We start from the raw sequence: 25218 nt of genomic DNA, 5'->3' as shown, positions 1-25218 counted from the left end.
TAAGTAAATACAAACGTTCGGAACCAACTGTGGGAATCATTGTACAGAAGTTTGGTGGCACCAGTGTCGCCGATGCATCAAAAATAAAATCAGCTGCCGCTCGCGCTGTCGAGACTTTCAAAAAAGGTCATCAGGTCGTCATGGTCGTTTCGGCCCGAGGCAAGAAAACGGACGAACTGGTCGCTCTGGCGACTGAAATCACGAACAACCCATCTCCGCGTGAAATGGACGTTCTACTCTCCACGGGAGAGCAAGAAACGATTGCGCTGATGTCGATGGCAATTGCCGAACTGGGTGTGGCTGCTGAAAGTATGACCGGTACGCAAATCGGAATCATAACCGATTCAGCTTTCAGTAAAGCACGTATCCAGAAAATTTCCACTATGCGGATGCATAAAGCACTCGATGCAGGCAGGATTATTGTCGCTGCTGGTTTCCAGGGCCGAGACGAGAACTACAACATCACCACGTTAGGACGCGGCGGGTCTGACTCTACCGCAACGGCATTGGCAGCTGTACTTCAGGCGGATGAATGCCAGATTTATACCGACGTGGAAGGGGTCTTCACGACCGATCCGCGTCTGGTTCCCTCGGCTCGTAAAGTGGATTCGATCACTTATGAGGAAATGCTGGAACTGGCGAGCCTGGGTGCGGGTGTGATGCATTCCCGTTCAATCGAGTTTGCAAAAAAATATCGTATTCCGTTACGCGTGCGACCTTCCTTCTCTGATGGAGAAGGGACGCTGATTCACGCGACCCACGAAGAACCAGATTCCGTCGTCACCGGAGTCGCGCTGGTTCGCGATGAAGTTCGTGTGACATTGTTAAAAATACCAGACCGTCCGGGAGTGATGCATCTTATCTTCTCCAAGATGGCCGAGAAGAAAATCGCGATCGACATGGTCGTGCAGAACGTCGGGGAAGATGGCTTGGCGGAAGTTTCATTCACGGTCCCTCAGAACGAACTGGCTGATACACTGACCGCTGCCGATGCGGCTGTCAAAGAACTGGGCTCTGGAAAAGTTCGTCACGGTACAAACCTGTCCAAAGTCTCCGCCGTCGGTCGAGGCATGGTCATGCATTCTGGCGTGGCCGCGCAGATGTTCAAAGCCCTGGCGGATCAGAACATCTCCATTAGTCTGATCACGACGAGCGATATCAAAATTTCTACCCTGGTCGATCGTGAAGATGCGGATAAAGCCATCAATGCGGTTCACTCAGGTTTCTTTCTCGACCAGGCCGTCACCAAACCTCTACCCATTGGGGAAGAGACGGAACAGGAAGAAGAGACTGTACTCGTTGCCCGGGATCGGTCCGAACAGGAAGTCATCTCCCGGTTACCTTCCATGGAAGACATTGTTGTTTCCGAGGTAGAGCTCGATTGCGAACAGGCCCGCGTGACAATCAGGAATCTCCCTGATAATCCCGGGGTTGCCGCGCATGTCTTTGAAACCGCTGCGGAAGGGGGCATTAACGTCGATATGATCGTGCAGAACATCAGTCGAGATGAACATGCTTCGCTCTCCTTTACCGTTCCGCGTGATGATATCGATAGCTGTCTGAAATTGATGGAAAACCTGCTCCAGCAATGGCCAGAAACCGAGATCAGTCATGATGCCCAGATTGCGAAAATCTCCGTTCTGGGGATCGGGCTTCGCAGTCATACCGGAGTGGGGCAGAAATTGTTTGCTGCCCTGGCCGAGGCCAACGTCAACATTCAGATGATCAACACAAGTGAAATCCGTATGAGCGCGGTGATCTCCGAAAAAGACTCGCGCGTGGCTCACGACGTTCTGTCGGATACATTTAATCTATAATCTGTCAAGTTTTTGAATTCCGCGAGAGAGTTAAAATCATTCCCGAGGTGGATGCATATTGACTATCGGGAATGTATCCGGGTACTGTTTGGTCAGAAGACAAGTCCATTTTTAGTTTATCTCGACGGATCGAGTGTCACTTATGCAGATTTTCTTTTCGGTAGGCGAGCCCAGCGGCGACCAGCACGCGGCGCATCTAATTCACGAACTGCGGAAGCAACGTCCCGACGTGGATGTGCGTGGATTCGGTGGGCCTCACATGGAAGAAGCGGGTTGCCGGATCGATTTCATGCTGACGACCATGGCCGTCATGGGCTTCTTTAAAGTCCTGCCGATGATCTGGAAGTTCTATAAACAGGTCAAACACGCCGAAGAGATTTTTAAGTCCGAACGGCCCGATGCGGTGGTGCTGGTCGACTTTCCCGGGTTCAACTGGTGGATCGCCCGCAAGGCGAAGAAGCAGGGGATTCCTGTTTATTATTACTTGCCACCCCAGTTGTGGGCGTGGGCAGCGTACCGTATTCGCCGGGTTCGCAAGTACGTCGACCACGTTCTCTGTGCGTTGCCGTTTGAATACGACTGGTATCGGGAACGGGGTGTCAAAGCGACTTATGTGGGTCATCCTTTCTTCGATGAAGTCGAAGAAACGCAGCTCGATCCAGAAACGATGGAGAAATGGGGGAATCATGAAGGCCCTCTGGTCGCCGTGTTGCCCGGTTCAAGGGGAGCTGAAATCCAGAACAACTGGCCAATCATGCTGGACGTCATGCAGCAGTTGAAAGGGACGATTCCCAAAGTCCATTTTCTAATCGGTGCCTACAAGAAAAAACAGCAGGAACGCTGCGAGGCGATGCTGGCGGAATCGGGATACGATCTGCCGCTGACATTCCTGCAGGGCAAAGCTCCCGAAGTGATCGAGTTGGGAGACTGTTGCCTGATGGTTTCCGGATCGATCAGCTTGGAAGTGATGGCTCGGAGAACACCGGCAGTGGTCGTCTACTATGTGAACCGACTCACCTATAAACTGGGTGAGATTCTGATTCGCTGCAACTATATCTGCCTGCCCAATATTATGGCCGACAAGGAAATCATGAGCGAGTTTCCCTGTACTGGTAGACGGGAACCTACCGTAAAGAAAATCTATGATTTGCTGCACGGATACCTGAACGATCCCGAAGAGTTGAAAGCCAAAGCGGCCGAGCTTGATGCGCTCCGTGAAACAGTCTTCTCAACCGGCGCCAGCAAACGAGTTGCCAGCTTTCTGGTTGAAGAAATTGACCATAAGAAAAAAGCCACTGCGCAGGCAGCGTAGGGCTTTCTTGTTCAGGTTCCAGTCGTGATTGGTGTTTCAACCATCATGTTGTTTAACGCGATTCAAGTTCGGCACGATCACCCAGTAGCACGACGATGGTCTCCCGTTGGCCTTCTCGTTGAATCACCAGGTTCGCTTTTGAACCGACGACCATCATGCTGATGATGTTGATCAGGTGACGTTCATCTTCGATGTCGATGCCATTCACACTGAGGACCACGTCGTTCTTGAGCAGGTTGGCACGAGCAGCCGGCGTCTGAGCTTCAATCGCTTCAATACGCGCCCCTTTTGTATTGCCCAGACCCAGGGTTCGGGCCTCCTCCAGGGTGAATTGATCGTCGAGCGTCACGCCTAGATAGGCTCGGTCAACGCGACCATGTTCCAACAATTGCTCGACGATGTGCTTGACCATGTTGCTGGGAATGCTGAAACCAACTCCTTCACTTCCGCCAGTACTCGAAGCGATTGCCGTATTAATTCCGACAATGCGTCCGCGGAGATCGATCAGTGGCCCCCCGCTGTTGCCCGGATTAATGGCTGCGTCTGTTTGCAGGAAATCCTGGTTAATCAACGATTCACTTTTCGTTCCCAAGGCCAACTCGCGTCGGCTCTTGGCACTGATGATTCCCAGGGTTACCGACTGGCTTAAGCCAAAAGGGCTGCCCATCGCCAGAACGAAGTTTCCAATTTTGACATCTTTACTCTCTGCCCATTCGGCGGGAATGACGTCCGTAACAGGTAACCGCATGACGGCCACGTCTGTTTTTTCATCGTCCCACTTCTGGGCCGGGTGGACTTGGCGTCCGTCCTGGAGTTGGACCACGATATCTTTGGGCTGAGCATTTCGAATGACGTGCCGATTGGTGACGACGTACTTGGTGCCTTCTTTTCCAAACGTGACGATCACACCGGAGCCAGTTTCCGAGGCAATGACTTTTCCAGAACTGGACGATTTCCAGGTCGACTCAATGTGAACGACCGACGGCATCACTTGGTCTGCAATCCGTGCTACCCAGTCACTGCTTTGAATCAATGCGTTGGTGACTTCCTCAGCTTTGGCCTCCTGGGCAGCGTAGGAAGGCTTGCCTCCCCAATATGTCAGGGAGGAATTGTGATGAAACAGGCCACCCCAATACCCGGCACTCAGGCAGAGGGAGCACAGCATTATTAAGGAGAGATGTCGCATGCGAAGCAGTCCTCAATCCAAATCAGAATCGCAAACCAGAGCGGAAACAGGATGTCGATCAGGAGAAACGGTGAGTGAAGTTAATAATAGTGCCCGATCATGAGAGTCGGGCTGAAGCCTCTTTGAGAGAAACTTCAGAATTGAAGTAAGACTCAGAAGTAAGAGTCAGGTGACACGAAGTACCGTTGTTGACAGTTGTTAAGGGAACTTCAGCGTCATTCTATTATAGGGTGCGCGTCTCGATCCTGACGAAGAGAATCTTGTCTGGTTTCCGCTTTTTAACGAGCAGAATCAGGTTATGCCTGTCAGCCCGGCGTGGAACGACGGCAATTTCGCGCAGAATAGGACGTTCGCGGAAGATGATCCAATAAAAAATGGAGAGTGGGGGAAACCACTCTCCATTTTGGATTTTACTGAGTCTCTGGATCTAGATAGAACGTACCCTGAAACGGGGTCCTTGTTCCAATCATCTTGATTTAGCGGTCTATTTCGATGTCGTTCATCGAAAACTCTCGATCGCTCATGCTGCTTTCGTTTCGAAAGGCAGATTCCCAATCGGCTTCCGCCTGCTCTGCCGTATACCCTAATTCTTCTTGTTTAGTTTGGCATTCGATACAAGTAGCTGCGTCTGGAACCGCTTTTAGGCGCGTGATGGGAATCGCTTTATTGCAGCCTTCGCAGTTGCCGTAATTCCCTTCACGCATGGAATGCAGGGCTTTCTCGATTTGAGCCAGCTCTCGGCTTCCCATTGCTTTCAGCTGTTGTGAGAGTTCGTTTTCGACGTCCGCGTTCGCAACGTCGGCGAAATCACCTCGGCTGGAAGGGAGGTCGTTGAGACCCGCTTCGGCGGCGAGTTTGCGACGTAAGTCGTTTCGTTCTACCAGTAAGCGGTCGTAAAGCTTCTGCAGAGCTTCTTTGCGAGACATTTATCACCTCAGATGTTCATCAGGTTGATGGGAATTCCAAAGAGTATCCGGATCGGCGCGATCAGCACTGGAAATTCGATATCAGCGTATGAAAGACAATTGGAAGGAATATAACATTCTGGGGGACTGTGATGGCTAATTTCTTTTCAATCAACAGGCCCTGAAAGAACGCTACGTGACTCCATTCGTGAATAGCCTCAGGAGGGTTATATCGATATCCTGTTACTCGACATGCACTTACGTTGAAAACCCTGTTAGGGAAGTGAGCCCTCGTCACTTCTGGACAACATAATGCCCGAAAAGGGAGGCATTGCCTACTCTCAGAAATGCATAAACAGAATTTAATGTGAATTTCATCCACTCTAAACCGGGGCAATGCATCCCATATTGCTGTAAAAATAACTGGATTGTTAAGTTACAAGATCTTACACAGTAGCCATTTATGTTGTTTTTGATTCTTAGATTTTGGTTTTCATTTAGGGTGTGTTAATTTGTGCTCTGGTTTTATGTTTACAGTAATGGAGAGTTGTTTGAGAAGTGATTTGACTCCACTATAGTGACTTTTCAGTCGAAATCGCTCCGGTTGTTTCTCTTTTTTGACAACGCATTCTCACATTTGAAGCTCTGTCTCCTTTTTATGTTCGAAAGGACAATCTTGAGCCGATGGGCGTTTTTCCCCGGAAGACTGGTCTGAGCGAGGCTATTTCGGTCTGCACGATCTTGACCTGATTTGCCAGATCGCATGTAATTCACCCAACGGGAAGACAGGTCTTAATAAAACCATGGATGTCTAAAGCCTTGTTTCGCTTCAAAAAAAGATGGATTGTCCATCTTTTCAACCACTGAGCCACATAGAGGGATCTGTGACGACGCTCTTTGATCGATACGTACTCGGTAAGTACGTACATACATTTCTAATTCTCTTCGTCTGCATCTACGGACTGTTCGTAGTGTTCGATGGCTTTACGAATATGGATGAATTTCAGGAAGATTCCGTAAGCACTGTTGAGACGATTACGCGGATGGTGAAACATTATAGTTTCCAATCCGCTTCTATCTTCAGCATGATCGGAGCAATTCTGGGAGTCGTCTCTTCCATGATCGTCTTTGCGCTGCTGCAGAAACACAGCGAAATCGCTCCGCTGCTAGCCGCTGGGGTTCCTGTTTACCGAATAGTTGTACCCGCGTTGTTGGGGATGGCATTTGTGAATGTGCTGTTGATCGTGAATCAGGAAGTGATCATTCCCAATATCTCTCACCATCTGTTGGCGCCTCGCAACAGCACTAAAAAGGTGCAGAAACAGCTCGATCCGGTCAATGATCCGGCGACCGGGGTGCATATTTCCGGTAGTCGCTTGATCGTAAACGACAGCACGATTGAGGATGTGATTTTCACATTGAAAGCCAATGATCTCGCGAAGACCCTCATTACGATGTCCGCGCCCAAAGCACATTACCAGTTTGAAACAGAGTCCCAGCCGAGTGGTTGGACCTTGTATAATGTCGAACCGACAGTCGACAGGGTACTTGATGAGTTGACCGAAAAAGGTCGTACGATCGTAAGCCGATCCGCCGATGGCAACGGGCTTTTTATTCTGACGAGCCTCGACTTCATGGAGTTATACAACCGGAATCAAAGCACGCAGTTCGCCACGACTCGTGACTTGATGAAACGGGTCAAGGCACCCGCGGGTAATCCACTCGCGCTCCGAATGCAGGAGATGAGTCTCCATTCCCGGCTGACGGCACCCATTCTTAATATTCTGGCGATACTGGTGGCAATTCCGCTGGTCTTGAGGAAAGAGAGCCGCGGCCTCATTGGCAACCTGGCGCTCTGTGCGACGGTGCTGGGTGTCTTGTTCGCCCTGACACAGGCCTCCTTCTTTATGGGGCGTGCGAACCTGATTGAGCCCGATATTGCGGCCTGGACACCGGTGGTGATGACGGGCAGTTGCGCGGCCTGGGTCAGTGCTTATATTCAGTCGTGATTCGACTCTGCAGCTATTGTGCACCTATTCTGCATCTGCCGTGATTCCGCTCTGATTCCCGTTCTTTCCGATGTCGGATTTCTCGCTCCCCTTTTCATCCTGCTCAAACCGGCTAAACTTGAACGAGATCAGTTAAGACCGGTTCGGGACTGGGGCTGATCGTCGCCGCTGGTGGATGGAATTCAAGGATCGAACAGGTATGAAACGGACAAAAATCGCTCAGGTTCTCAGTGCAGGACAACCGGAAGAGACGCATCAGATTTGTGGCTGGGTACGCACCCGCCGCGATTCCAAACAGGGTTTTTCCTTCATTGAAATGAACGACGGAAGCTGCATGCATGGATTGCAGGTGATTGTCGACGCCGACGTTCCCGGTTTCAGTGAGATTCACAAACTCATCACCACCGGAGCCAGTTTGCGTGTCGCGGGTAAACTTCAGGAATCGCCCGGTAAAGGTCAGCGGGTAGAAATGCTGGCCACTGAAATCGAACTATTCGGTACGGCAGATGCGGATACTTATCCTCTCCAGAAGAAACGTCACAGCTTTGAGTTCCTGCGGGAGATTGCTCATCTTCGACCACGAACGAACACGTTTGGTGCAATTACACGCGTACGCAACGTTCTCAGTGCCGGGGTTCATAACTTCTTTCAGGAACGTGGCTTCAACTACATTCAAACACCGGTCATCACCACCAGCGACTGTGAAGGGGCAGGGGAGATGTTCCAGGTGACGACACTCGACCTTGAGCGTCTGGCACAGGTGAAGACTGAGATAGATTTCTCGCAGGACTTTTTCGGCAAGAAAGCCTCCTTGACGGTCAGTGGTCAACTGGAAGCGGAAATTTTTGCCTGCTCCGTGGGTGACTGCTACACATTCGGCCCGACCTTCCGAGCCGAGAACTCCAATACCACGCGGCACCTGGCCGAGTTCTGGATGATCGAACCGGAGATGCCTTTTTACGATCTCAATGACAACATGGAGCTGGCCGAAGAGTTCATCCAATACTTGATGAAGACGGTTCTGGAGAAAGCACCAGCTGACCTTGAGTTCTTCAATCAACGCATTGAGAAAACAGTTCTGGAGACCATTCATCAGATCGCCGAAACTCCCTTCGAACGCGTTCCCTACACAACCGCTATTGAGATTTTGACTTCTTGTGACGAAAAGTTCGAGTATCCCGTCGAGTGGGGGAACGATTTACAATCGGAACATGAACGATTTCTCACGGAGAAACATTTCAAAAAACCGATCATCCTGTTTGACTACCCACGTTCAATTAAACCGTTCTACATGCGGTGCAACGACGATGGAAAAACAGTGCGGGCGATGGATGTGCTGGTGCCGCGCATTGGCGAAATCATCGGTGGCAGTCAGCGTGAGGAACGCCTCGACGTGCTGGAAGCCCGCATGAAAGAATGCGATCTCGATCCGGAAGAATACTGGTGGTATCTAGACCTGCGCCGGTTTGGTTCTGTCCCGCACTCCGGGTTTGGCCTCGGGTTTGAGCGAATCGTTCAACTCGTCACCGGCATGCAAAACATTCGCGACTGTATCCCGTTCCCCCGCACGCCCAAAAATGCCTCGTTCTAAAAATGGGTAGGACTAACCGATCAGTAGAGGAAGTTAATTCCTCCTGTGAGATTAATAATCCAGGGCCGGACCAATTCGCAAATTGCGGAACTTCACCACTGAGCTATGATTCTGTAATCCGAGGTAACCTTTTTCCTTGCGAAGGTTAAGCAGCGGATAATTGTCGGGAGTCGCGTTGACGATGATCTTGCCATTCAGAATCGTCGTGATGTGTTGCCCTTTGCAGTTCAGCTCCATCGTGTTCCAGGTCCCGGCCGGATTGCCCACCAGATCACTGGCACCCACGATGTCATAGACCGAGCCGGTATACTGATAATCTTTCAGCTTGCCTTTGTATTTTTCCGCTTCGTCATCAAGTAGTTGAATCTCGAATCCGGCCTCCGCTTCCTCTGCATTATCTCGATGATGGTTGCCATCCTGGGGCACGCGAACATAAAGGCCACTGTTACCGTCGGCGGATAACCAGTATTCGATTCGAAGATTGAAGTCTCCGTACTCTTCGGTCGTTCGCAGCCACGGGCCTTTCTTGACACCGGTGCAGACCAGCAATCCCTCTTCGACCTTCCAACAGACGTCGGCTGGTTGTCCGCCCCCTTCCCAACCGGTGAGGTCGGTCCCACTGAAGAGTGACATGAAACCCGTTTCGGTGACTTTCATGTTTGTGATCGTGACAGGAGCGTCACCCGTAGCCTCGACATGAATGCTGAGTTGCAGAGGTGCAGCACTCTGACGACGATGAGTAATCGTATTTTCATCTCCTCGTTGCCAATTGATTTCTGCCGCGGAGAGGGCGAATTGATGAGCGACCGTTTGCTGTTCCGCTTTATCTATCGAGGATTCGCTGTTTAGCAATTCGAGGACATGAGACTCTTTGCCCGATTCGAGCCGAGCCAGAATTTTCCCCTGGAAAGCAGCGGGTGTCGTCAGTTCAAAACTCCAGGCCCCTTCATGAACGGGATAATCGAAACTCAATCCACTCTTGCCGTTCGAGAAGGTTAACGTCTCCTGATCTCGTGTGAATTGTGCTTCTCCCTGATGTTGCCAACCGGACAGGCTGTCTGCTTCCGTCAGGGAGAGTGTGTACTCAGCTGCCGAAAGTGGGCTGGATATGGTGGTGAAGATCAGGAAAACGAGAAGAGGGAATAAACTCGCGTGTAAATGCATCAGGACGCCTCGTCGTGAAAATATCATATTTGGCTGTAAATGAGATTAGAGGTATTTCTCATTCTGGTCGCTAACCCGATCATTTTGCAACTCAACAGGTTGCGAACATTGGGATCCACGGGAGGAGAAGGCCGAGAGCCTCTGAAAACGGCCCATTTCTCGGGGGATAACGGATTCGTCTTGTTCAGATTTATCGGAACCGCTATTCGTATGAGCTATAGTTCAGTGGTTTCCGACCTGAACAGACGCAGTTAGGACAATCAATCGATCAGGTATTTTCGACAGGAAACGATGGCAGCGCCGCCAGAATAAGACGACCTCCCTAAACAGTGATGGAGAAAAGTCATGTCTTCAATTGGATCGGGTAATATCGGGACCGGAGCCCTCAACATTGTGGGGTCTTTAACCGGGACTCAGAAGTCTTCCGCAACGCAGTCCAACGATAATAAAGCGGAAGCGGCCGCGCAGAAATTCCAGTTGGATCAGAAAGCGATGTCCGAAAAAACACAGGATGTCGCTGCTGCCGATATGAGTCCTGATCGCGATGCTGATGGTCGTGCCGATTATCATAGTTCTACTCCTCATGACGAACTCGACCTGAACCAGCCTCCTGCAGAGGAGAAGCCGGAACCAGAAACAAACGATTCCAAACCAACTCCATTCGACGATCAAGAAACGGGCCAAGTGCTTGATCTGGAAGCCTGAATCGATCTTGCTCCGCTTGGTAGACGTTCAAATTGCGTCTATTGAAATTCGCTCTCTACGGTTTCTCTCCCTGTAACTGTTACATCCAGCAGATTACCTGTTGTCGGAATTTCCTCTACAGGTTCGCTCTCTTCTGTGATGCTTTTTGTCAACGTCTCCTGAAAACCGTTGCGCGCGGAGAAAACTGAGGTAGGTTTGTCATGAGAAATAACAGAATGGGCATTGCGCGTGATCCTCTCCGGACTCTGGTCCGACCGCGTTCCCTTTTCTGCAACGAGTTATATTTACCAGGCAGCACCGATTTCGTTCTGACGACAGGAGATTTTTCAGAATGGCAGGCATTCCACAATCTGCGGCCCGCAATGCACGCGGTGTCGAGACTAAACAACAAGAATTTGAAGTTCTCAAACAGCTGATTCACGGCAAACTGGTCGACAAACTTGACCTTTCCAAACTGGGCGATCTTGAAGGAGACACTCTTCGAAGAGAGATCCGCCTTGTTGTAGAGCACCTCTGTGATACAGAGAACCCGCTGCTGAACCGTTCGGAACGGGAACGTTTAATCGAAGAAGTCCTCGATGAGACTTTCGGTTTCGGGCCGCTTGAGATTTTGCTCAAAGAAGAGGGCGTCGCCGATATCATGATCAACGGACCTAAGCACATCTTTATTGAAAAAGATGGGCGTATCCAGCGATCAAATGTTACCTTCCGCGACAACGCACACCTGTTGCAAATTCTCGACCGAATCGTCTCCAAAGTGGGTCGACGTGTTGATGAAACCAGTCCGATGTGTGACGCACGTCTCCCGGATGGCTCTCGATTGAACGCCATTATTCCACCGCTCGCACTGGATGGTCCTTCGTTAACCATTCGACGTTTTGGTGCCAATCCACTGACGCTGGAAGACCTGCTTCGATTCGGTGCCTTCACTCCTGAAATGGTAATGTTCCTCGAAGGGGCATCCAAAGCTCGTTTGAACATGATCATCAGTGGTGGTACTGGTTCCGGTAAAACGACATTGTTGAACACGCTCTCCAGTTTCATTCCCTCAGACCAGCGAGTCATCACGATTGAAGATGCGGCTGAACTTCAGTTGCAGCAGGACCACGTTCTGCGATTGGAAACGCGTCCACCGAACATCGAAGGTAAAGGACAGATTACGGCAACGGCACTCGTTAAGAACGCCCTGCGTATGCGTCCTGACCGAATCATCATTGGGGAATGTCGTGGACCGGAATCGCTCGACATGTTGCAGGCGATGAACACGGGTCACGAAGGTTCGCTGACGACAATTCACGCGAACACTCCACGTGACGCTGTTTCCCGTCTGGAAACGATGATCACCATGGGCGGTATTGAAATGCCATTGAAAGCTCTGCGGCAACAATTTGCTGCAGCGGTTGATGTCATCATTCAGGTAAACCGTCTACAAGGTGGTCCTCGAAAAGTAACTCACATCACCGAAGTGCTCAACATGGAGCAAGATACGGTGATCATGCAGGACATCTTCCTCTTCGTTCAGGATGGTATCGACGAAAACGGAAGAGCATTCGGTCACTTCGAGTCGACCGGTGTGCGGCCTGCCTGTATGGATCGGTTGGAGGCAGCCGGAATTCGCCTGCCAAGTAACCTCTTCTCGAACCGCAAACTGGGTTGAAAAGTCGCTTGAACCGACTTTGATTCTGATAAGCAGTCTTAAGTAGTAAAGAAACTGAGAATTTAATCAGCAGCGCATGCTGGCATCCTCTAATTGATAATGGTTTGAACCATGGCACTTTTATTAATCAGTCTAGCCGTCTTTGTCGGTGTGGTCTGTGTGGTCGTCGCCATCTCGTTTGTGATGGGGGACATCAAAGATGGCTCCAAAACCGAAGAGCGACTTCGCTCGTTAACGGGCAGACTGGATGAAGACGAACAGGGATCGATTACCAAAGAGGCGATTAACGACAGCCTGACAGGTATTCGAGGCAGCTTCAAGAAATTGGGACGACGGTTCACCGGACTCTCATTGCTCTTGGAGCAAGCCGATGCCCCGATCCGCACGGACATGTTCATTCCGATCTCGCTTGCATGTGGGGCTCTCGGAGTCTTTGTTGCCATCGTCGCACAATCACCGCCTCCACTTTATCCGGTGGCGGCACTCGGGTTCGGCATCCTGCCATTAATGTGGATCATGATGCGGCGACGTAAGCGATTTAAAAAGTTTGCGCAACAACTGCCTGATGCACTCGAACTCGTGGCACGTGCTTTACGTTCTGGTCATAGTCTTGCTTCCGGTCTGCATGTGGTAATCGAAGAGATGCCCTCTCCGATTTCTACGGAATTTGGCAAATCCTATGAAGAACAGAACCTGGGGGTATCCATGGAGGATGCTCTTAAGAACATGCTGAAACGGATGCCGAACCTTGACCTTAAATTCTTTGTGACCGCCGTGGCGATCCAACGAACTGCCGGCGGGGATATGGCCGAGATTCTCGACAAGATCGGATACATCATTCGCGAGCGGTTCAAAATTCTCGGACAGGTCCAGGCCCTTACGGGGGAAGGTCGTATCAGTGGTGTCGTGTTAATGGGTTTGCCCGTCGCTCTGTTTGTCGCTGTTTATTACCTGAATCCGGATTACGTCATGCTGCTGTTCACTGATGAAAACGGCCGTAAGATGATTGCGGGAGCCGCCTTCCTCCAGTTACTTGGAGCGGTTGCCATCAAGAAGATCGTCAACATCAAGGTCTGATCTTTCAGTCGAAGATTAACGGTCTCTATAGAATTCAATTTCAACTCAACTGACTTACTATCAATCGGATCAATCCCATGGATATCCAGACATTACTTCCATTCATTATTTTCGGTGCGATCACTTTGTTGATCTGGGCCGTCGTAAGCTTGTTCAGCACTTCTTCGGATGAACGTGCGGCAGAACGTCTGGATGAACTCCGCGATCCGTCGCTGCGAAATAAAGGGCGTTCTTCACTGGAAGAAGAGCAGACTGGTCTGAAGAAATACTTCAACAAGGCTGCCCCCGCGCTATCAAGTTCGCTTAAACCAAAGACCGAATTGGAACAGAACAATCTGAAGGTTCGTCTGTCGAACGCAGGTTTTCATAATCCCTCGGCACCTACAATCTTTCTGGCGTTAAAAGCGATGTGCGCTTTACTTGGCGTCATGCTGGGTGGCGGTTTCGGTTTTTTCAACTACGGTGCGACTCAGAATGGATGGAGTTCACTAGTGCTGGGTGGCGGTTTCGGCTTCTATATACCCGAATTGGCGGTCACCTTGTTGAAGAAAGGCCGACAGGAAAAGATCTTTCTCAATCTGCCGGATGCTCTCGACCTGTTGGTCGTTTGTGTGGAAGCGGGTTTGGGTCTTGATGCGGGAATGCGGCGCGTCTCGGAGGAACTGGAAGATTCTGCCCCGGAAGTCTGTCAGGAACTTTCTCTCTGTAACATGCAATTACAGATGGGACGTAAACGACGGGACGTATTACACGAATTGGGTATTCGTACGGGTGTCGATGACATGAAAGCCCTGGCAGCGATTCTGATTCAAGCAGACAAATTCGGGTCCTCTATTGCTCAGGCATTGCGAGTGCAGTCGGACAGTATGCGACTGCGACGTAGCCAACTGGCGGAAGAGAAAGCGCAGCAGACAGCTGTGAAGATGATCTTCCCGCTGGTCTTGTTCATCTTCCCCGGGATTTTCGTGGTGCTTGTCGGTCCGGCAGCCATCATGATGATGAACAACTTGCTCAACGTTTGATCGAGTGAACGTTTGATCGAGTGAGTTTTTGCCTGGAGGGGCGTTAGAAACAGTGGAAGTCTGCTCCAGTCAGGAAAGGTATCGCAGACATTCCAGTTGTGCGGAAGACAACAGAAGAATCGACTGTAAAAAGAGGGTAGGAATTCTCTTAAAGAGAAGTTCGTTGTTTTCAAGGTTCTTTTTTACAACGTATGATTCGCAAAGTATCTGTTTGATATACGGAGAGTAATTCACTGACACAGCGATGCAAGTGCATCCTGCTATCAATCAAGGACTTAATGTTATCAAGCCGATCCAACCTCTTTATTGGCACTCGAATTGCTGAATACAAGATCTCTCTTTCAACATTGCGAGCTGATTCAGCATCGAAGGACCACAACATGAGCGACTCTCCCGCGTGGCTGTCTGATTTTTGCGAAGCTGTCCTGTCAGCAGTCTGTCCACTTTCTCCCATGCCCCCCTGGGGCTGCCATATTTTCTGGAACGAAGAGTGGACTCAGTGGGAAATCACCCTGTTCGCTTCTTCAACAGAAGTGCAGGGAGGCGCAAATGATGGCCGACAATTGCCGTTTAATTTCCATGTCGACCTGACCATGCTGCAGCAGATCTTTCCGACAATCAACGAGTTCCACTGGCAGGCGCTCTCCCATCCCGACGATGACGACCTGGGCCCTCATGTAGCCATTGATGGAATTTATCAGGGCGAGCAAGTCTGGTTGCGACTTCCTGCCACGGCACCAGCCTGCTTTGAAGCGGGACGATCACTGAATGTGAATCAGATGCAGTTGGAGAATCTCTGGTAAAGATTGGTCGAGTTATCGGTGCTTGAGAGACCATAACTCTACTCAGGCAATGAACTCAGTTCGACGACATACCCGTCCGGATCGAGAACAAAGACCTGGGTTGCTCCATCCGGTCGCTTTTTCGCCGGACAGACAATCGGAACCTTGTTGGCATTCAGCACTTCTTGCGCTGAGAGTGCATCGTCGACGAGAAATGCAAAGTGATGCGTCCGGGTTTCGGTGTAACCAGAGACATCCTGATTCCCTGCCGGACCAGACTGATCATGCTGTTCGATGATATGAATCATCGTCTCGCCCGCCTGAAACCATTTTCCGGCGAAGGAAAACGCCGGTCGGGGTACGTCTTCCATCCCCAGTACGTCGACATAAAAGTGCCGGCTCTTTTCCATATCTTTCGACACCAACGTGACATGGTCAATCGATTTGACTTGGATGTGAGAGGCAGAGGTCGAGCCGGTCATTGCGCTGAACTTTCAATACGATGAACTAGCGAAGTGCTGTACTTTTAAGGGTTCTGGAATCAAGGAAGTTGGAGAGTTAAAGGATCCGGGAAACGGGATCAACAACCGGCGGCAGTCATGACCGACTCGCCAACAGACCAGCTGGCTCCATCACGGATGACGCGGCGGTAGAGTGTATCCCGCTCGACCGGTTCGCGACCTGCTTCGCGGATGAGGCGATGCAATTGCTCTACAGTTAACCCTTCGGGAGTCTTCGCACCTGCGTCATGGTAAATTAATTCATGCACGACGGTTCCGTCGAGATCGTCCGCACCAAAGCTGAGGGCGGTTTGGGCAATCTTTTCACCCAGCATGATCCAATACGCTTTCACATGGTCGAAGTTGTCGAGCATGATTCGCGAGACGGCAACCGTCCGGAGATCCATCAGCCCGGTCGGTTTCGGTATGTGTGATAATCTGGTGTTGTCCGGGTGGAAGGCGAGGGGGATGAAGGTTTGGAATCCACCTGTTTTGTCCTGTAATGTCCGCAACTGATTGAGGTGATCAATCCGATGGCGGGCTTCTTCCACATGACCATATAGCATGGTGGCATTGGAACGAAGACCCAAGTCGTGGGCCGCTTCGTGGACTTCAAACCAGTTTTTCGCATCCGCTTTATGTTCGCAAATCTTGGCGCGGACTTCAGGGTCGAATATTTCGGCCCCTCCACCGGGCATGCTGCCCAGGCCGACTTCCATCATTTGTTCAAGAACCCAACGATACGGTTTCTTCGTCATAAAGCTGAACCAGTAGATTTCTACGGGGGTCCAGGCTTTGATGTGCAGATCAGGGTACGTTTCGTGCATGATCCGAACGACGTCCAGATACCAGTCGAATTTCTTCTGATGGTGTAATCCACCCACGACATGGATTTCGGTTGCCCCTGTGGCGCGTGCTTCTTCTACTCGTTCACGGATCATGTCGTCGGTGAAGGTATATGCTTTTTCGTCCCGCAGATCGGCTCGGAAGGCACAGAAGTCACAACGATAGACGCAGACGTTGGTCGGGTTCAGGTGGATGTTTGTGTTGTAGTACGCAAAGTTACCGTTTTTTCTCTCGCGGATTTGATTCGCGAGTTCCCCCAGGGTAAGCAGGTCAACTTCCTGCTCCAGAAAGAGACCTTCCTCGACGGAAACGCGTTCTCCAGCCTGAACTTTTTCTTTGATCTGCTCAAGCATCGTGTTGGACGAAGTATTAGCCATAATACTGCGTGGTAACCTTATAATAGGGGATCGATTTCGAGTAGGTGCGACCGGCACGGGGTCAGGACCGGAGCAGTCGCCTCATTCTACTCATTGCGGGGCTGGGAAACCACTCCTTCTGCCCAATATCTGAACCGAGATGCCAGCCGGGGATTAACCCGGTTTCAGTCGTGAATTCGGGGTTTATTTCGAATCCGTTGCAGCCGCGACTCCGATCAGGAGTGCAGGCTCGCTTCTTCTTCCTCCTCGAGTTCCTCTTCTTCCGGAACCGAGCCGAGAAACGGCCCCAGTTTGCCGAATCGATCCGTATGGAGCATGACCAGATAGGCGGGCACCAGGATCGGTCGCACGATGAAGGTGTCGAGCAGTACGCCAAAGGCGAGCGCGAAGCCAAGTTGATGCATGCCTGTCAGAGAGCCGGCGATGAGCGAGGCGAACGTTCCCGCCATGATGATACCGCAACTGGAAATGATGCTTCCTGTTTTAGACAGGGCGACAATAATCCCTTGCACGGTGCCGTGGCGGCGTTGCTCTTCGTTGATACGGGCGATCAGGTAGATGTTATAGTCTTCTCCTACGGCGATCAGAATGGTGAACAGAAAGATGGGGACTTTCCAGTCCAGTCCGGAGAAGTTCATCGGATCGAATGACCAGAAGACGACGAACGTCAGTCCCAGCGTGGCCAGGTAGCTAATGAAGACGGTGAAAATCAGGTAGACCGAGATCGCAATCCGCTTCAGTAACATGATCAAGACGAGGAGTACACCACAGATCACGAGCACATGGATCAGAACCTGGTCCCGCCGCGTTACCGTCTTGAGGTCTCGAACGCTCGCAGGGGGGCCGATTAAGTGGAGTTCTGTTTCGGATTGTAAATCCTCGGGGAGCAGGACATCAGGGCCCTTTTTGATTAACGAATTCTCGAACTTGTTTAATTGATCGATGCTGAAGCGACTGAAGGGGTCTTTATCAAACAGGATTTCGATTCGAGCGACGTTGCCGCCGATCTCTTCTGTCGCCCCGTCGCCCTGATTGATATCAGCGTCGCCGACGTAGTATTTCTGGACCCGATTTTTCAGCGTCGCTCGGGCCAACCGTGAGTCGGATTCGGGGAGTTCATGTGCGTGTTTCTGGCCGAGTGGTTGGGTGAGTGCCCGCACGTCGATAATGCCGAATTCTTCTTTAACCTCGTTCAGGTTCTGTACAAGTTCTTCGAGTACGACTTCGTCTTCCAACGCAAAATCGAGGTAGTTGTTCTTGATCAGGAGTGTGACTGGTCCGATGGTTCCCGCCGGGAAGTGTTCCTGTACCGCCTCGGCACCTTGGACACTGGTGTTCTCTGCAGGTAATTCGGAAAGCAGTCCGTAGCTCAGGTTGTGATACCAGAAGATACTAATGAGCGCAAACGGAGTCATCAGGCCGATCGTAACTAGCCAGACAGTTGCGGGTCGTCGCAGTACCAGTTGTCCTACCCAGTCCCAGAAGGACTGTACCCATTGGGCTTCAAACATACGGGCGAGAACGGAAGTGGGCGAAACCCATCCCGAACCCGATTTGATTCGTTCTGTATAAACCTGTGGCCAGAATGCCCATCGACCGGCGAAGATCAACAGTGCGGGTGTTAATGTGAGGGCAGCAGCCAGAACAAAAACCAGGCTGAGGGACATGGCGATACCCGCCTGATGGAACTTTCCAAACTCGGCGAAGGCCATCATCGCCAGACCGCAGATGGTGGTTCCGGCACTGGCGGCCAAGGCGGCACCCACCGAACCGATCGTCTTTTCCATCGCCTCGTCCATGCTGATTCCGGAATCCAGTTCTTCACTGTATCGGGAGATCAGGAACATGCAGTAATCAACACCGGCACCATAGAGGACGACGGTGACGTAAATCTCGACCCCATTGAACAGACCAATGATGTTGTAACTGGCGAGCAGCGCCAGGAACGTCAACGCGAATTTGGTCGCGATATAGACCGTGATGAGCGGTATCAACGCCAGAAAGGGGGCGCGGTAGATCAGAATAAGCAGGATCACGACGAGCAGAACTGTCCACAGTTCGGTGGCGCTCGCAGACTGCTGTGCCGCCTCGATGATGTCGCGACCAACAGTCGATGAACCGCTTAAGGCCAGATTCAATCCGTCTGGAACCTGGGGCTCCAGTTCGACGATAATTTGTTCGATTTTCTGGATCGTGGGAAAGCTACGTTTATCGAGGAATTCCGTGCTGAATTCAACGATCACCAGTGCCGCCTGTTTATCTTCGCTGATTAGCAGTGGCCCAATGAACCGGTCCTCGAATGTTTTAATACGCGAGATCCGTGAACGGGAAGACTCTTCGGACGTGACGGGGGCATTTTCTGAGTCAGCGTTTTGCTCCTCTTCTGTATCGATGGGAGTAGTGTCGCCAGCTTCTTCTGATTCGGGGGCTGTCTCTGTGGTATTGGTTTCGACCGGCTCGGTGACGTTAAAGCCATCGGAGCCATCCGCGACATTGTCCACCGTAGCCAGTGAGTTTGCATATCCCCCTTCCTCCTCCACCAGTTTTTCCAGACGGGGAACCAGTTGTTCAGTGAGGAACTTTTTATCCTGGTCCTGTAGCTCTTCGCCCTTGGACTGTCGATTGGCGACAATTACGACCTGGCTGGCCGTTTTGATCTGTGGAAAAGCCTGTGCCAGCAGGCGTTCCCCTTCCAGGCTGGGGGAATCAGCGGGAAGAAAGGCGAATTCTCCATCGCGCAGCATCGATTTGAACGACGGCGCAATCAGCGCAAGGAGGAGGAAACTTGCGATCCACAAAGGAATCATCAGTTTCCAGTAGCGTATTATAAATTTCCCCAGGCTTTGAAACATAGATTTTGGAATCAGCCAACTAAAAATGTCGGTCGGAAAAGTGTGTTAATAAAAAACGGAACCACTAAATGGGGAGGGGAGACTGTGTCCGTACAGAAATATCCCCTTCTGACGCTCCACTTCCTGTCAGTGAGACAGCTTGCGCGTCCGCGAGACCGACTTCCACACCTGCTCTTTTGCTTTCAGGTGGTGCGATTCTTTTACTATTAGACCCGGGATGCCATTAAGGAACAACTGACGGAAACTGCAAGTTACAGAGTTCCCTCAGATTTCCCGGTATCAGCAGTGATAAAGCAAATGGAGGCTAATTTCAGTCTGCGGAGAAGAATTTGGAGCTGGAGCCACCCTCATTGACGACATTTACCCGCACTGGTGTCGAACATCGTGGACACCAGCCGGAATACGCGTTGCCTTGCTGGTTCAGGTAGATACGCACATATTGATTACAGCAGCGTAAATGGACACCCAGAAATGGGCGCCCCTCCGGAGTTTTTCCAGACTGACCAGCGGACGGGTTCATGAATCCATTCCCAATCGAAGATTCCTTCCGAAGGGCCAATGTTGCCTCCGGGTTTTGTTCCACGATCATTTTAGTGAATCGAATTTGATCCCGAAAGTGAAATAGCCGGAGACCCGGTTTACCCTTTCAGGAAAGCTTCCAATCGATCCAGTCCGCCGGAAATCGTCTCCATGTTTGTTGCGAACGAGAGCCGTACATATCCTTCGGCTCCGAATGCATCGCCAGTGACGAGGGCGACTGGTCCTTCTTTCAACAGAGCAGAACAAAATTCAGTTGCGTTGTTAACGACAGCTCCGCCACCCAGTGTTTTGCCAAAATAGGCACTCACATTAAAGAACGCGTAGAAGGCTCCGCCTGGTTCGGCGAAGGTGACATCCGGCAAAGCTCGCAAGCGACCAAGTACGTACTCTCGTCGTTTGGAAAACTCACGCAGCATGTCGGTGACACAATCCTGTGGGCCGTTCAACGCCGCAACAGTTGCGTATTGGGTGATGCTACTGGGGCAGGAGGTCTCTTGAGACTGTAATTTGCTCATCGCTTTGCTAACGTCGAGTGGGGCTAAGGTCCAGCCCATTCGCCAGCCTGTCATTGCGTAAGCTTTACTGACACCGTTGACGACAATCGTCAGGTCTTTAACGTCGTCACCAAAGCTGGCGAAGCTACGGAACGAGTAGCCCTCGTAGATCAGTTTTTCATAGATCTCGTCGGACAGGACGGGGATCTGATGTTTCACAGCGACTTTGGCGATCGCTTCGAGCTGCTCGATGGGGTAAGCGGCACCGGTTGGGTTGCAGGGGTTGTTCAGCATCAACAGTTTGGTTTTGTCGGTGATGGCTGCTTCAAATTGCTCTGCAGATAAGCAAAATCCGCTATCTTCGGTGGTGTCGACCAGAACTGGTGTCGCTCCGGCGATTTCGACCAGATCGGAATAGCTGACCCAGTAAGGTGTGGGGATAATGACTTCATCGCCAGGTCCACAGAGGGCGGTGAGAACATTATGAATAGAATGTTTCGCGCCGTTCGAGCAGACGACCTGTTCGGGAGCGTATTTGACGCCATGATCGCGTTCGAACGCGTCGACTATCGCCTGACGCAGTTCGGGAATGCCTGCAACGGGTGTGTAGTGAGTATGACCTGCCTGCATGGCGGCGGTTGCGGCTTCGCAAATATGTTTGGGCGTGACGAAGTCGGGCTCTCCCAATGTGAATTCGAAGACCTTCACTCCGGTGCTTTTCAGCGCTTTAGCCTCCGCGGCAGCAGCAATAGTGGCAGAAGGTTTGATTTTGTTCACGGTGTCTGAGAGTTGCATAACTAACTCGCTTGGGGATTCTATTCTCTGAAAAGCTTGAAAATAAGGGTAATCACAACAAGGGTTGATTCTTTGTTAGACCCGCTAATGCGTCAATCGTCAGCTCGGAAGGAACTTGAATTTTCGAGTAAATAGAGTCTAATACATATATCGGTGATCGCCGATGTATGTGGGACACAAGAAGTACTTGCCTTGAAACAAGTTGCAGTTGACTCGTTTTTTCATACTGAATATAAGTTAGCCGTGTTAATTGAACATCATAGATTGGCCTCCTCTTCCGGACGATTTTCCGTCCAGACAGTTTGCTGATGGAAGACCCGCTTTTTGATCTTAATCGTAAAACTTCCTGACTGCAGGAAGCCGGCCGAGATCAACCCTCCAGAAGGATTGTCCCGTTACTGGGAAGACTCTACCCAGAGTCTGTTCTAAAGAGCTGGGTCTCTTTTCGTTTTAAGAATGGATGCGTGTAAACGCTAAAGATATTTGGTGACTCTTCTCTTTTGGGATACCAGAGTTGAGCTCACTTCAGCACTCCGGTATTCCAATTGTCAATCATAGGAGCCTGTGATGGCTACACGGACGACATCGAAAACGACCACTAAGTCGAAAGTCACTAAATCACGACGATCGACGCCTGCTGCGGCCAAATCGACTAAAGCAAAAACGTCTGCAAAATCAACTGCAGCGAAAAGTGGCGCCAAGAAAACTACTTCTCGTACCACCGCGGCCAAATCAACCGCAGCGAAATCAACCAAGGCCAAAACCGGAGCCGCTAAATCAACGGCCGCTAAAAAGCCGACGACTTCTCGTTCTGCTTCAACTGCAAAACGGACAACAGCCGCCAAATCGACTAAGGCGAAAACTTCAACAGCCAAACCGACTAAAGCAAAAACAACTGCTGCTAAGTCGACCAAAGCGAAAACGGGTACTGCAAAAGCAACTACCGCCAAAAAAACGACGTCTCGTAGCACGACTAAAAGTCCTGCCAAACGGACGACTGCTGCGAAATCGACCAAAACCCGTACCAGCGCCAAACCCGCTGCCAAACGGACGACCACTCGCAAAACTACTACCAAGAGAACAACCACTCGCGGCAAGAAGTAACGATCGTTACTCCTATGAAACAACAGATAAAATAACCCGCTCGTTTCGACGCGGGTTATTTTTATGCGCTGTTGGTTTCGGTGCCCGATTTCGATTTGATTGAAACCCGCTGTTTTCAGTCTTGCGTCAGCGGTGGCTCGGAGCTGCGTTGAAAATACTGGTTTAGTAAATTCATGCGGCGAACATGGTGACCAGTAAGGATGCCAAAGATCAATAATAAGGCTTCGTAGATCACGCCGAAAAAGAGGTTCTGCTCGATCTCCATATTGAACCAGAGCACAAATCCATAACAGATAACCGATAATCCAGTCGTAATTCCGACAAGGGACAGCTGGAAAAAGAGACCCGACGCCACAATCAAGAGGGCGTATGCGGCGGGGAGAGGCCCCAGAGGACCTTCCACGACAGAGAACATCCAAGTGAGAAACAGAACATCGGCTGCCGACCAGCCGTACCGTGTGAAGTTGGGCATGCGGTTGCGATTCACCAGCCATTGGAAGCCACAGACTGCCAGTGCCCACAGGCTGAAGATCGTCATCACATTAGTGTGCAATTCTTCTTCCGCCCCGAATAGGACGTAATTCAACTGCACGATTGCGGCTGCGATACCGATTGCTGACAGGCGAACCACCAGCGGAAGCTCACGTCTCACAAACCGCTTGAAGCGGTGTCCCCATTCTGCCGCCCCTGTTTGCAGCGGCTCGCCTTGCAGGAAACGTTGAAGTTCGTTGGCCAGTTCTTCGGCGCTTTGAAAGCGATTCTCCGGCTTTTTCTCTAGGCACTTCAAACAGATCGCTTCCAGCTCGCGTGGAATTCTGGGATTGAGTTTACGAGGTAACAGCGGCTCGCTCTCCAGAACGGCCATCAATGTTTCAAACGGATTCGGCCCGGAAAAGGGAGCCCGGCCCGTCAGGCAGTGATACAGAATCGCCCCGAGGCTATAGACGTCGCTCGCGGCACAGCAAGTTCCTGTACTGGGGGAAGCTTGTTCGGGCGACATGTACCCGGGTGTTCCCAGTACAGAGCCTGTTTGCGTCAAATCTAAATCATCTTCCAGCAGTTTCGCCAAGCCAAAGTCCGTCACATACGGACTGTCGCTTTGGTCGATCAGGATGTTTTGTGGTTTCAAGTCTCGATGCAAAAGCTGATGTTGATGAAGGTGCTCCACAGCGCGGCTGATTTTTTCAAGCAGTTCGACCGACCGGCGAGGGTCTAGCGGTCCCCGGTTTAAAACCTGGAATAGAGACTGGCCCGGGATGTACTCCATCGAAAAGTAAGGTTGGCCACCTATGTGCCCCGCTTCGAAAATCTTGACAATATGGGGGTGCTGTAATTTGCCGGCGGCGCGGGCTTCCTGCTCAAACCGTTTGACTTCTTCCGAGGAGGCAAGGCTACTGCTGCGGATCATCTTAATGGCGACGATTCGTTGCAGGTCGGTCTGCATCGCTTTATAAACAACGCCCATTCCTCCGCGGCCGATCTCTTCCAACAGTTCGTAATTCTCGATCCACAATTCCTGCAGCATTGAGGAAGTGAGACTGTCAATCACCGGTTCATTTTCAGGAACGAAAGTGCTATCCACTGGCGATTGGGGCGCGAGCGAATCCAGATTATCCAGGCAGCGATAGAGTTCCTTCATCCGGGGATGAGTGTGCATCAAGGTGGCGCAAGAGTCTGTATCCTGTTGATGCTGCCCTTCGACGTATTGATTCAATAGCTCGAAAAGTTTCTTCTCTTCCGGCGAAAACGAATCGGGTAATTCGTTTTGAGAGTCATTAGCGTCCGGCGTGTTTTTTGAATGCGACATGAATATTCCGTCCTAAAATTCGTCGACTTGACTTTTCATTGCCTCGGATAGTTTGACCATCGCTCGTGTCCAAAGCATTTGCGTCGCTGTGCGCGATCGGTTCATCTGGTCTGCGACTTCATTGAAGGGAAGACGCTGCAAGTTTCGCAAGCGGATTACCTCGCGGTAGTCATCGCTTAACTGACTGATGGCCCACGCCAGTTGTTGTTCCTGTTCCGACTGCATCATGATCTGGCTGGGGCGGGGATCGTCCGATCCGGGCGCCCGTTCGAACTGGCCGGAGGTGCAATTAGGCGAGTAGTTCCAGGACCGTTCTAAATTGATGTCCCGTTTAGCCGCCCCTTTGAAATGACGTACCTGATCCTGCAGGTTATGGGCGACGATCTGCTTGAGCCAGGCGAGCCATTCGCCTTCTGATTGCCCCTGAAACTGTTGGAGTCCGCGACAGGCATCCAGCATGCTTTCCTGTACGATGTCGGACGCGTCGTTCTTCGATTGCATCCAGGTCTCAAACTGGCTGCGGGCCAGCATTTGCAAATAGGGCCGATACTGCTCTAAGAGCTGGTTCTTGGCAGTCGCGTCCCCCTGCCGAACCTGGTCCAGTAGCGCGCGAAACGGAGCGGAGGAAGATTCGGGCATAGACGTCAATGCCTTGCGTGAACGGACGGGTGGAATC

General features: G+C 51.1%; 19 protein-coding genes. 9 read left to right on the top strand and 10 right to left on the bottom strand.

Annotated features, from left to right (window positions below):
* Positions 1-29: 29 nt before the first annotated feature.
* Both Pla110_RS18590 and lpxB read left to right on the top strand, forming a co-directional pair.
* Positions 30-1817 (top strand): aspartate kinase, encoded by a 1788-nt coding sequence (locus Pla110_RS18590; protein WP_144997991.1) that lies wholly within the window; start codon positions 30-32, stop codon positions 1815-1817.
* A gap of 142 nt (positions 1818-1959) precedes the next feature.
* Complete coding sequence (gene lpxB / locus Pla110_RS18585) at positions 1960-3129, top strand: lipid-A-disaccharide synthase (RefSeq protein WP_144997989.1); 1170 nt, start codon at positions 1960-1962, stop codon at positions 3127-3129.
* A 52-nt stretch (positions 3130-3181) separates the two neighbouring features.
* Here lpxB and Pla110_RS18580 read toward each other — a convergent pair whose 3' ends face one another.
* Both Pla110_RS18580 and Pla110_RS18575 read right to left on the bottom strand, forming a co-directional pair.
* Positions 3182-4315 carry a S1C family serine protease gene (locus tag Pla110_RS18580; protein ID WP_144997987.1) on the bottom strand — a complete coding sequence of 378 codons (1134 nt, stop codon included), beginning with the start codon at positions 4313-4315 and terminating at the stop codon, positions 3182-3184.
* Between the two features lie 476 nt (positions 4316-4791).
* Positions 4792-5241, bottom strand: coding sequence for a TraR/DksA family transcriptional regulator (locus Pla110_RS18575; protein ID WP_144997985.1), 450 nt, complete (start codon positions 5239-5241; stop codon positions 4792-4794).
* An 863-nt stretch (positions 5242-6104) separates the two neighbouring features.
* Here Pla110_RS18575 and Pla110_RS18570 point away from each other — a divergent pair.
* Together Pla110_RS18570 and asnS are read left to right on the top strand one after the other, a co-directional pair.
* On the top strand, positions 6105-7229 hold the full coding sequence (locus Pla110_RS18570; RefSeq protein ID WP_197440284.1) for an LptF/LptG family permease: 1125 nt from the start codon (positions 6105-6107) through the stop codon (positions 7227-7229).
* A 199-nt stretch (positions 7230-7428) separates the two neighbouring features.
* The gene (asnS, locus tag Pla110_RS18565) at positions 7429-8820 is read left to right on the top strand and encodes an asparagine--tRNA ligase (RefSeq protein ID WP_144997981.1); all 1392 of its coding nucleotides are present in this window, start codon (positions 7429-7431) and stop codon (positions 8818-8820) included.
* A 51-nt stretch (positions 8821-8871) separates the two neighbouring features.
* Here the strand turns inward: asnS and Pla110_RS18560 are convergent, their stop codons facing one another.
* Complete coding sequence (locus tag Pla110_RS18560) at positions 8872-9984, bottom strand: 3-keto-disaccharide hydrolase (RefSeq protein ID WP_197440283.1); 1113 nt, start codon at positions 9982-9984, stop codon at positions 8872-8874.
* 345 nt (positions 9985-10329) lie between these two features.
* Between Pla110_RS18560 and Pla110_RS18555 the strand changes: the two genes are divergently transcribed.
* The 5 genes from Pla110_RS18555 to Pla110_RS18535 all read left to right on the top strand — a co-directional run bounded on the left by Pla110_RS18555 (position 10330) and on the right by Pla110_RS18535 (position 15248).
* Entirely contained in the window at positions 10330-10689 is a 360-nt protein-coding gene (locus tag Pla110_RS18555) for a hypothetical protein (protein ID WP_144997977.1), read from the top strand.
* Between the two features lie 331 nt (positions 10690-11020).
* Positions 11021-12346 carry a CpaF family protein gene (locus tag Pla110_RS18550; protein WP_144997975.1) on the top strand — a complete coding sequence of 442 codons (1326 nt, stop codon included), beginning with the start codon at positions 11021-11023 and terminating at the stop codon, positions 12344-12346.
* Between the two features lie 111 nt (positions 12347-12457).
* Entirely contained in the window at positions 12458-13423 is a 966-nt protein-coding gene (locus tag Pla110_RS18545; RefSeq protein ID WP_144997973.1) for a type II secretion system F family protein, read from the top strand.
* 77 nt (positions 13424-13500) lie between these two features.
* Positions 13501-14445 (top strand): type II secretion system F family protein, encoded by a 945-nt coding sequence (locus Pla110_RS18540; RefSeq protein ID WP_144997971.1) that lies wholly within the window; start codon positions 13501-13503, stop codon positions 14443-14445.
* Between the two features lie 380 nt (positions 14446-14825).
* The gene (locus tag Pla110_RS18535) at positions 14826-15248 is read left to right on the top strand and encodes a hypothetical protein (protein ID WP_144997969.1); all 423 of its coding nucleotides are present in this window, start codon (positions 14826-14828) and stop codon (positions 15246-15248) included.
* A gap of 38 nt (positions 15249-15286) precedes the next feature.
* Here Pla110_RS18535 and Pla110_RS18530 read toward each other — a convergent pair whose 3' ends face one another.
* The 7 genes from Pla110_RS18530 to Pla110_RS18495 all read right to left on the bottom strand — a co-directional run bounded on the left by Pla110_RS18530 (position 15287) and on the right by Pla110_RS18495 (position 25181).
* On the bottom strand, positions 15287-15709 hold the full coding sequence (locus tag Pla110_RS18530) for a VOC family protein (protein ID WP_144997967.1): 423 nt from the start codon (positions 15707-15709) through the stop codon (positions 15287-15289).
* A 98-nt stretch (positions 15710-15807) separates the two neighbouring features.
* Positions 15808-16950, bottom strand: a complete 1143-nt coding sequence (mqnE, locus tag Pla110_RS18525) for an aminofutalosine synthase MqnE (RefSeq protein ID WP_144997965.1) — start codon at positions 16948-16950, stop codon at positions 15808-15810.
* 215 nt (positions 16951-17165) lie between these two features.
* Positions 17166-19757 carry an MMPL family transporter gene (locus Pla110_RS18520; RefSeq protein WP_197440282.1) on the bottom strand — a complete coding sequence of 864 codons (2592 nt, stop codon included), beginning with the start codon at positions 19755-19757 and terminating at the stop codon, positions 17166-17168.
* A 683-nt stretch (positions 19758-20440) separates the two neighbouring features.
* On the bottom strand, positions 20441-21631 hold the full coding sequence (locus tag Pla110_RS18510; protein ID WP_144997960.1) for a pyridoxal phosphate-dependent aminotransferase: 1191 nt from the start codon (positions 21629-21631) through the stop codon (positions 20441-20443).
* A gap of 548 nt (positions 21632-22179) precedes the next feature.
* Complete coding sequence (locus Pla110_RS18505) at positions 22180-22677, bottom strand: hypothetical protein (protein ID WP_144997958.1); 498 nt, start codon at positions 22675-22677, stop codon at positions 22180-22182.
* A 173-nt stretch (positions 22678-22850) separates the two neighbouring features.
* A complete protein-coding gene (locus tag Pla110_RS18500; RefSeq protein ID WP_144997956.1) occupies positions 22851-24542 on the bottom strand; it encodes a serine/threonine protein kinase in 1692 nt (563 codons plus the stop codon).
* A gap of 12 nt (positions 24543-24554) precedes the next feature.
* On the bottom strand, positions 24555-25181 hold the full coding sequence (locus Pla110_RS18495) for a sigma-70 family RNA polymerase sigma factor (protein WP_144997954.1): 627 nt from the start codon (positions 25179-25181) through the stop codon (positions 24555-24557).
* Positions 25182-25218 lie beyond the last annotated feature (37 nt).

This window comes from Polystyrenella longa, from assembly GCF_007750395.1.
Taxonomy (GTDB): Bacteria; Planctomycetota; Planctomycetia; order Planctomycetales; family Planctomycetaceae; genus Polystyrenella; species Polystyrenella longa.
This window is presented reverse-complemented; position numbering and strand designations above follow the sequence as displayed.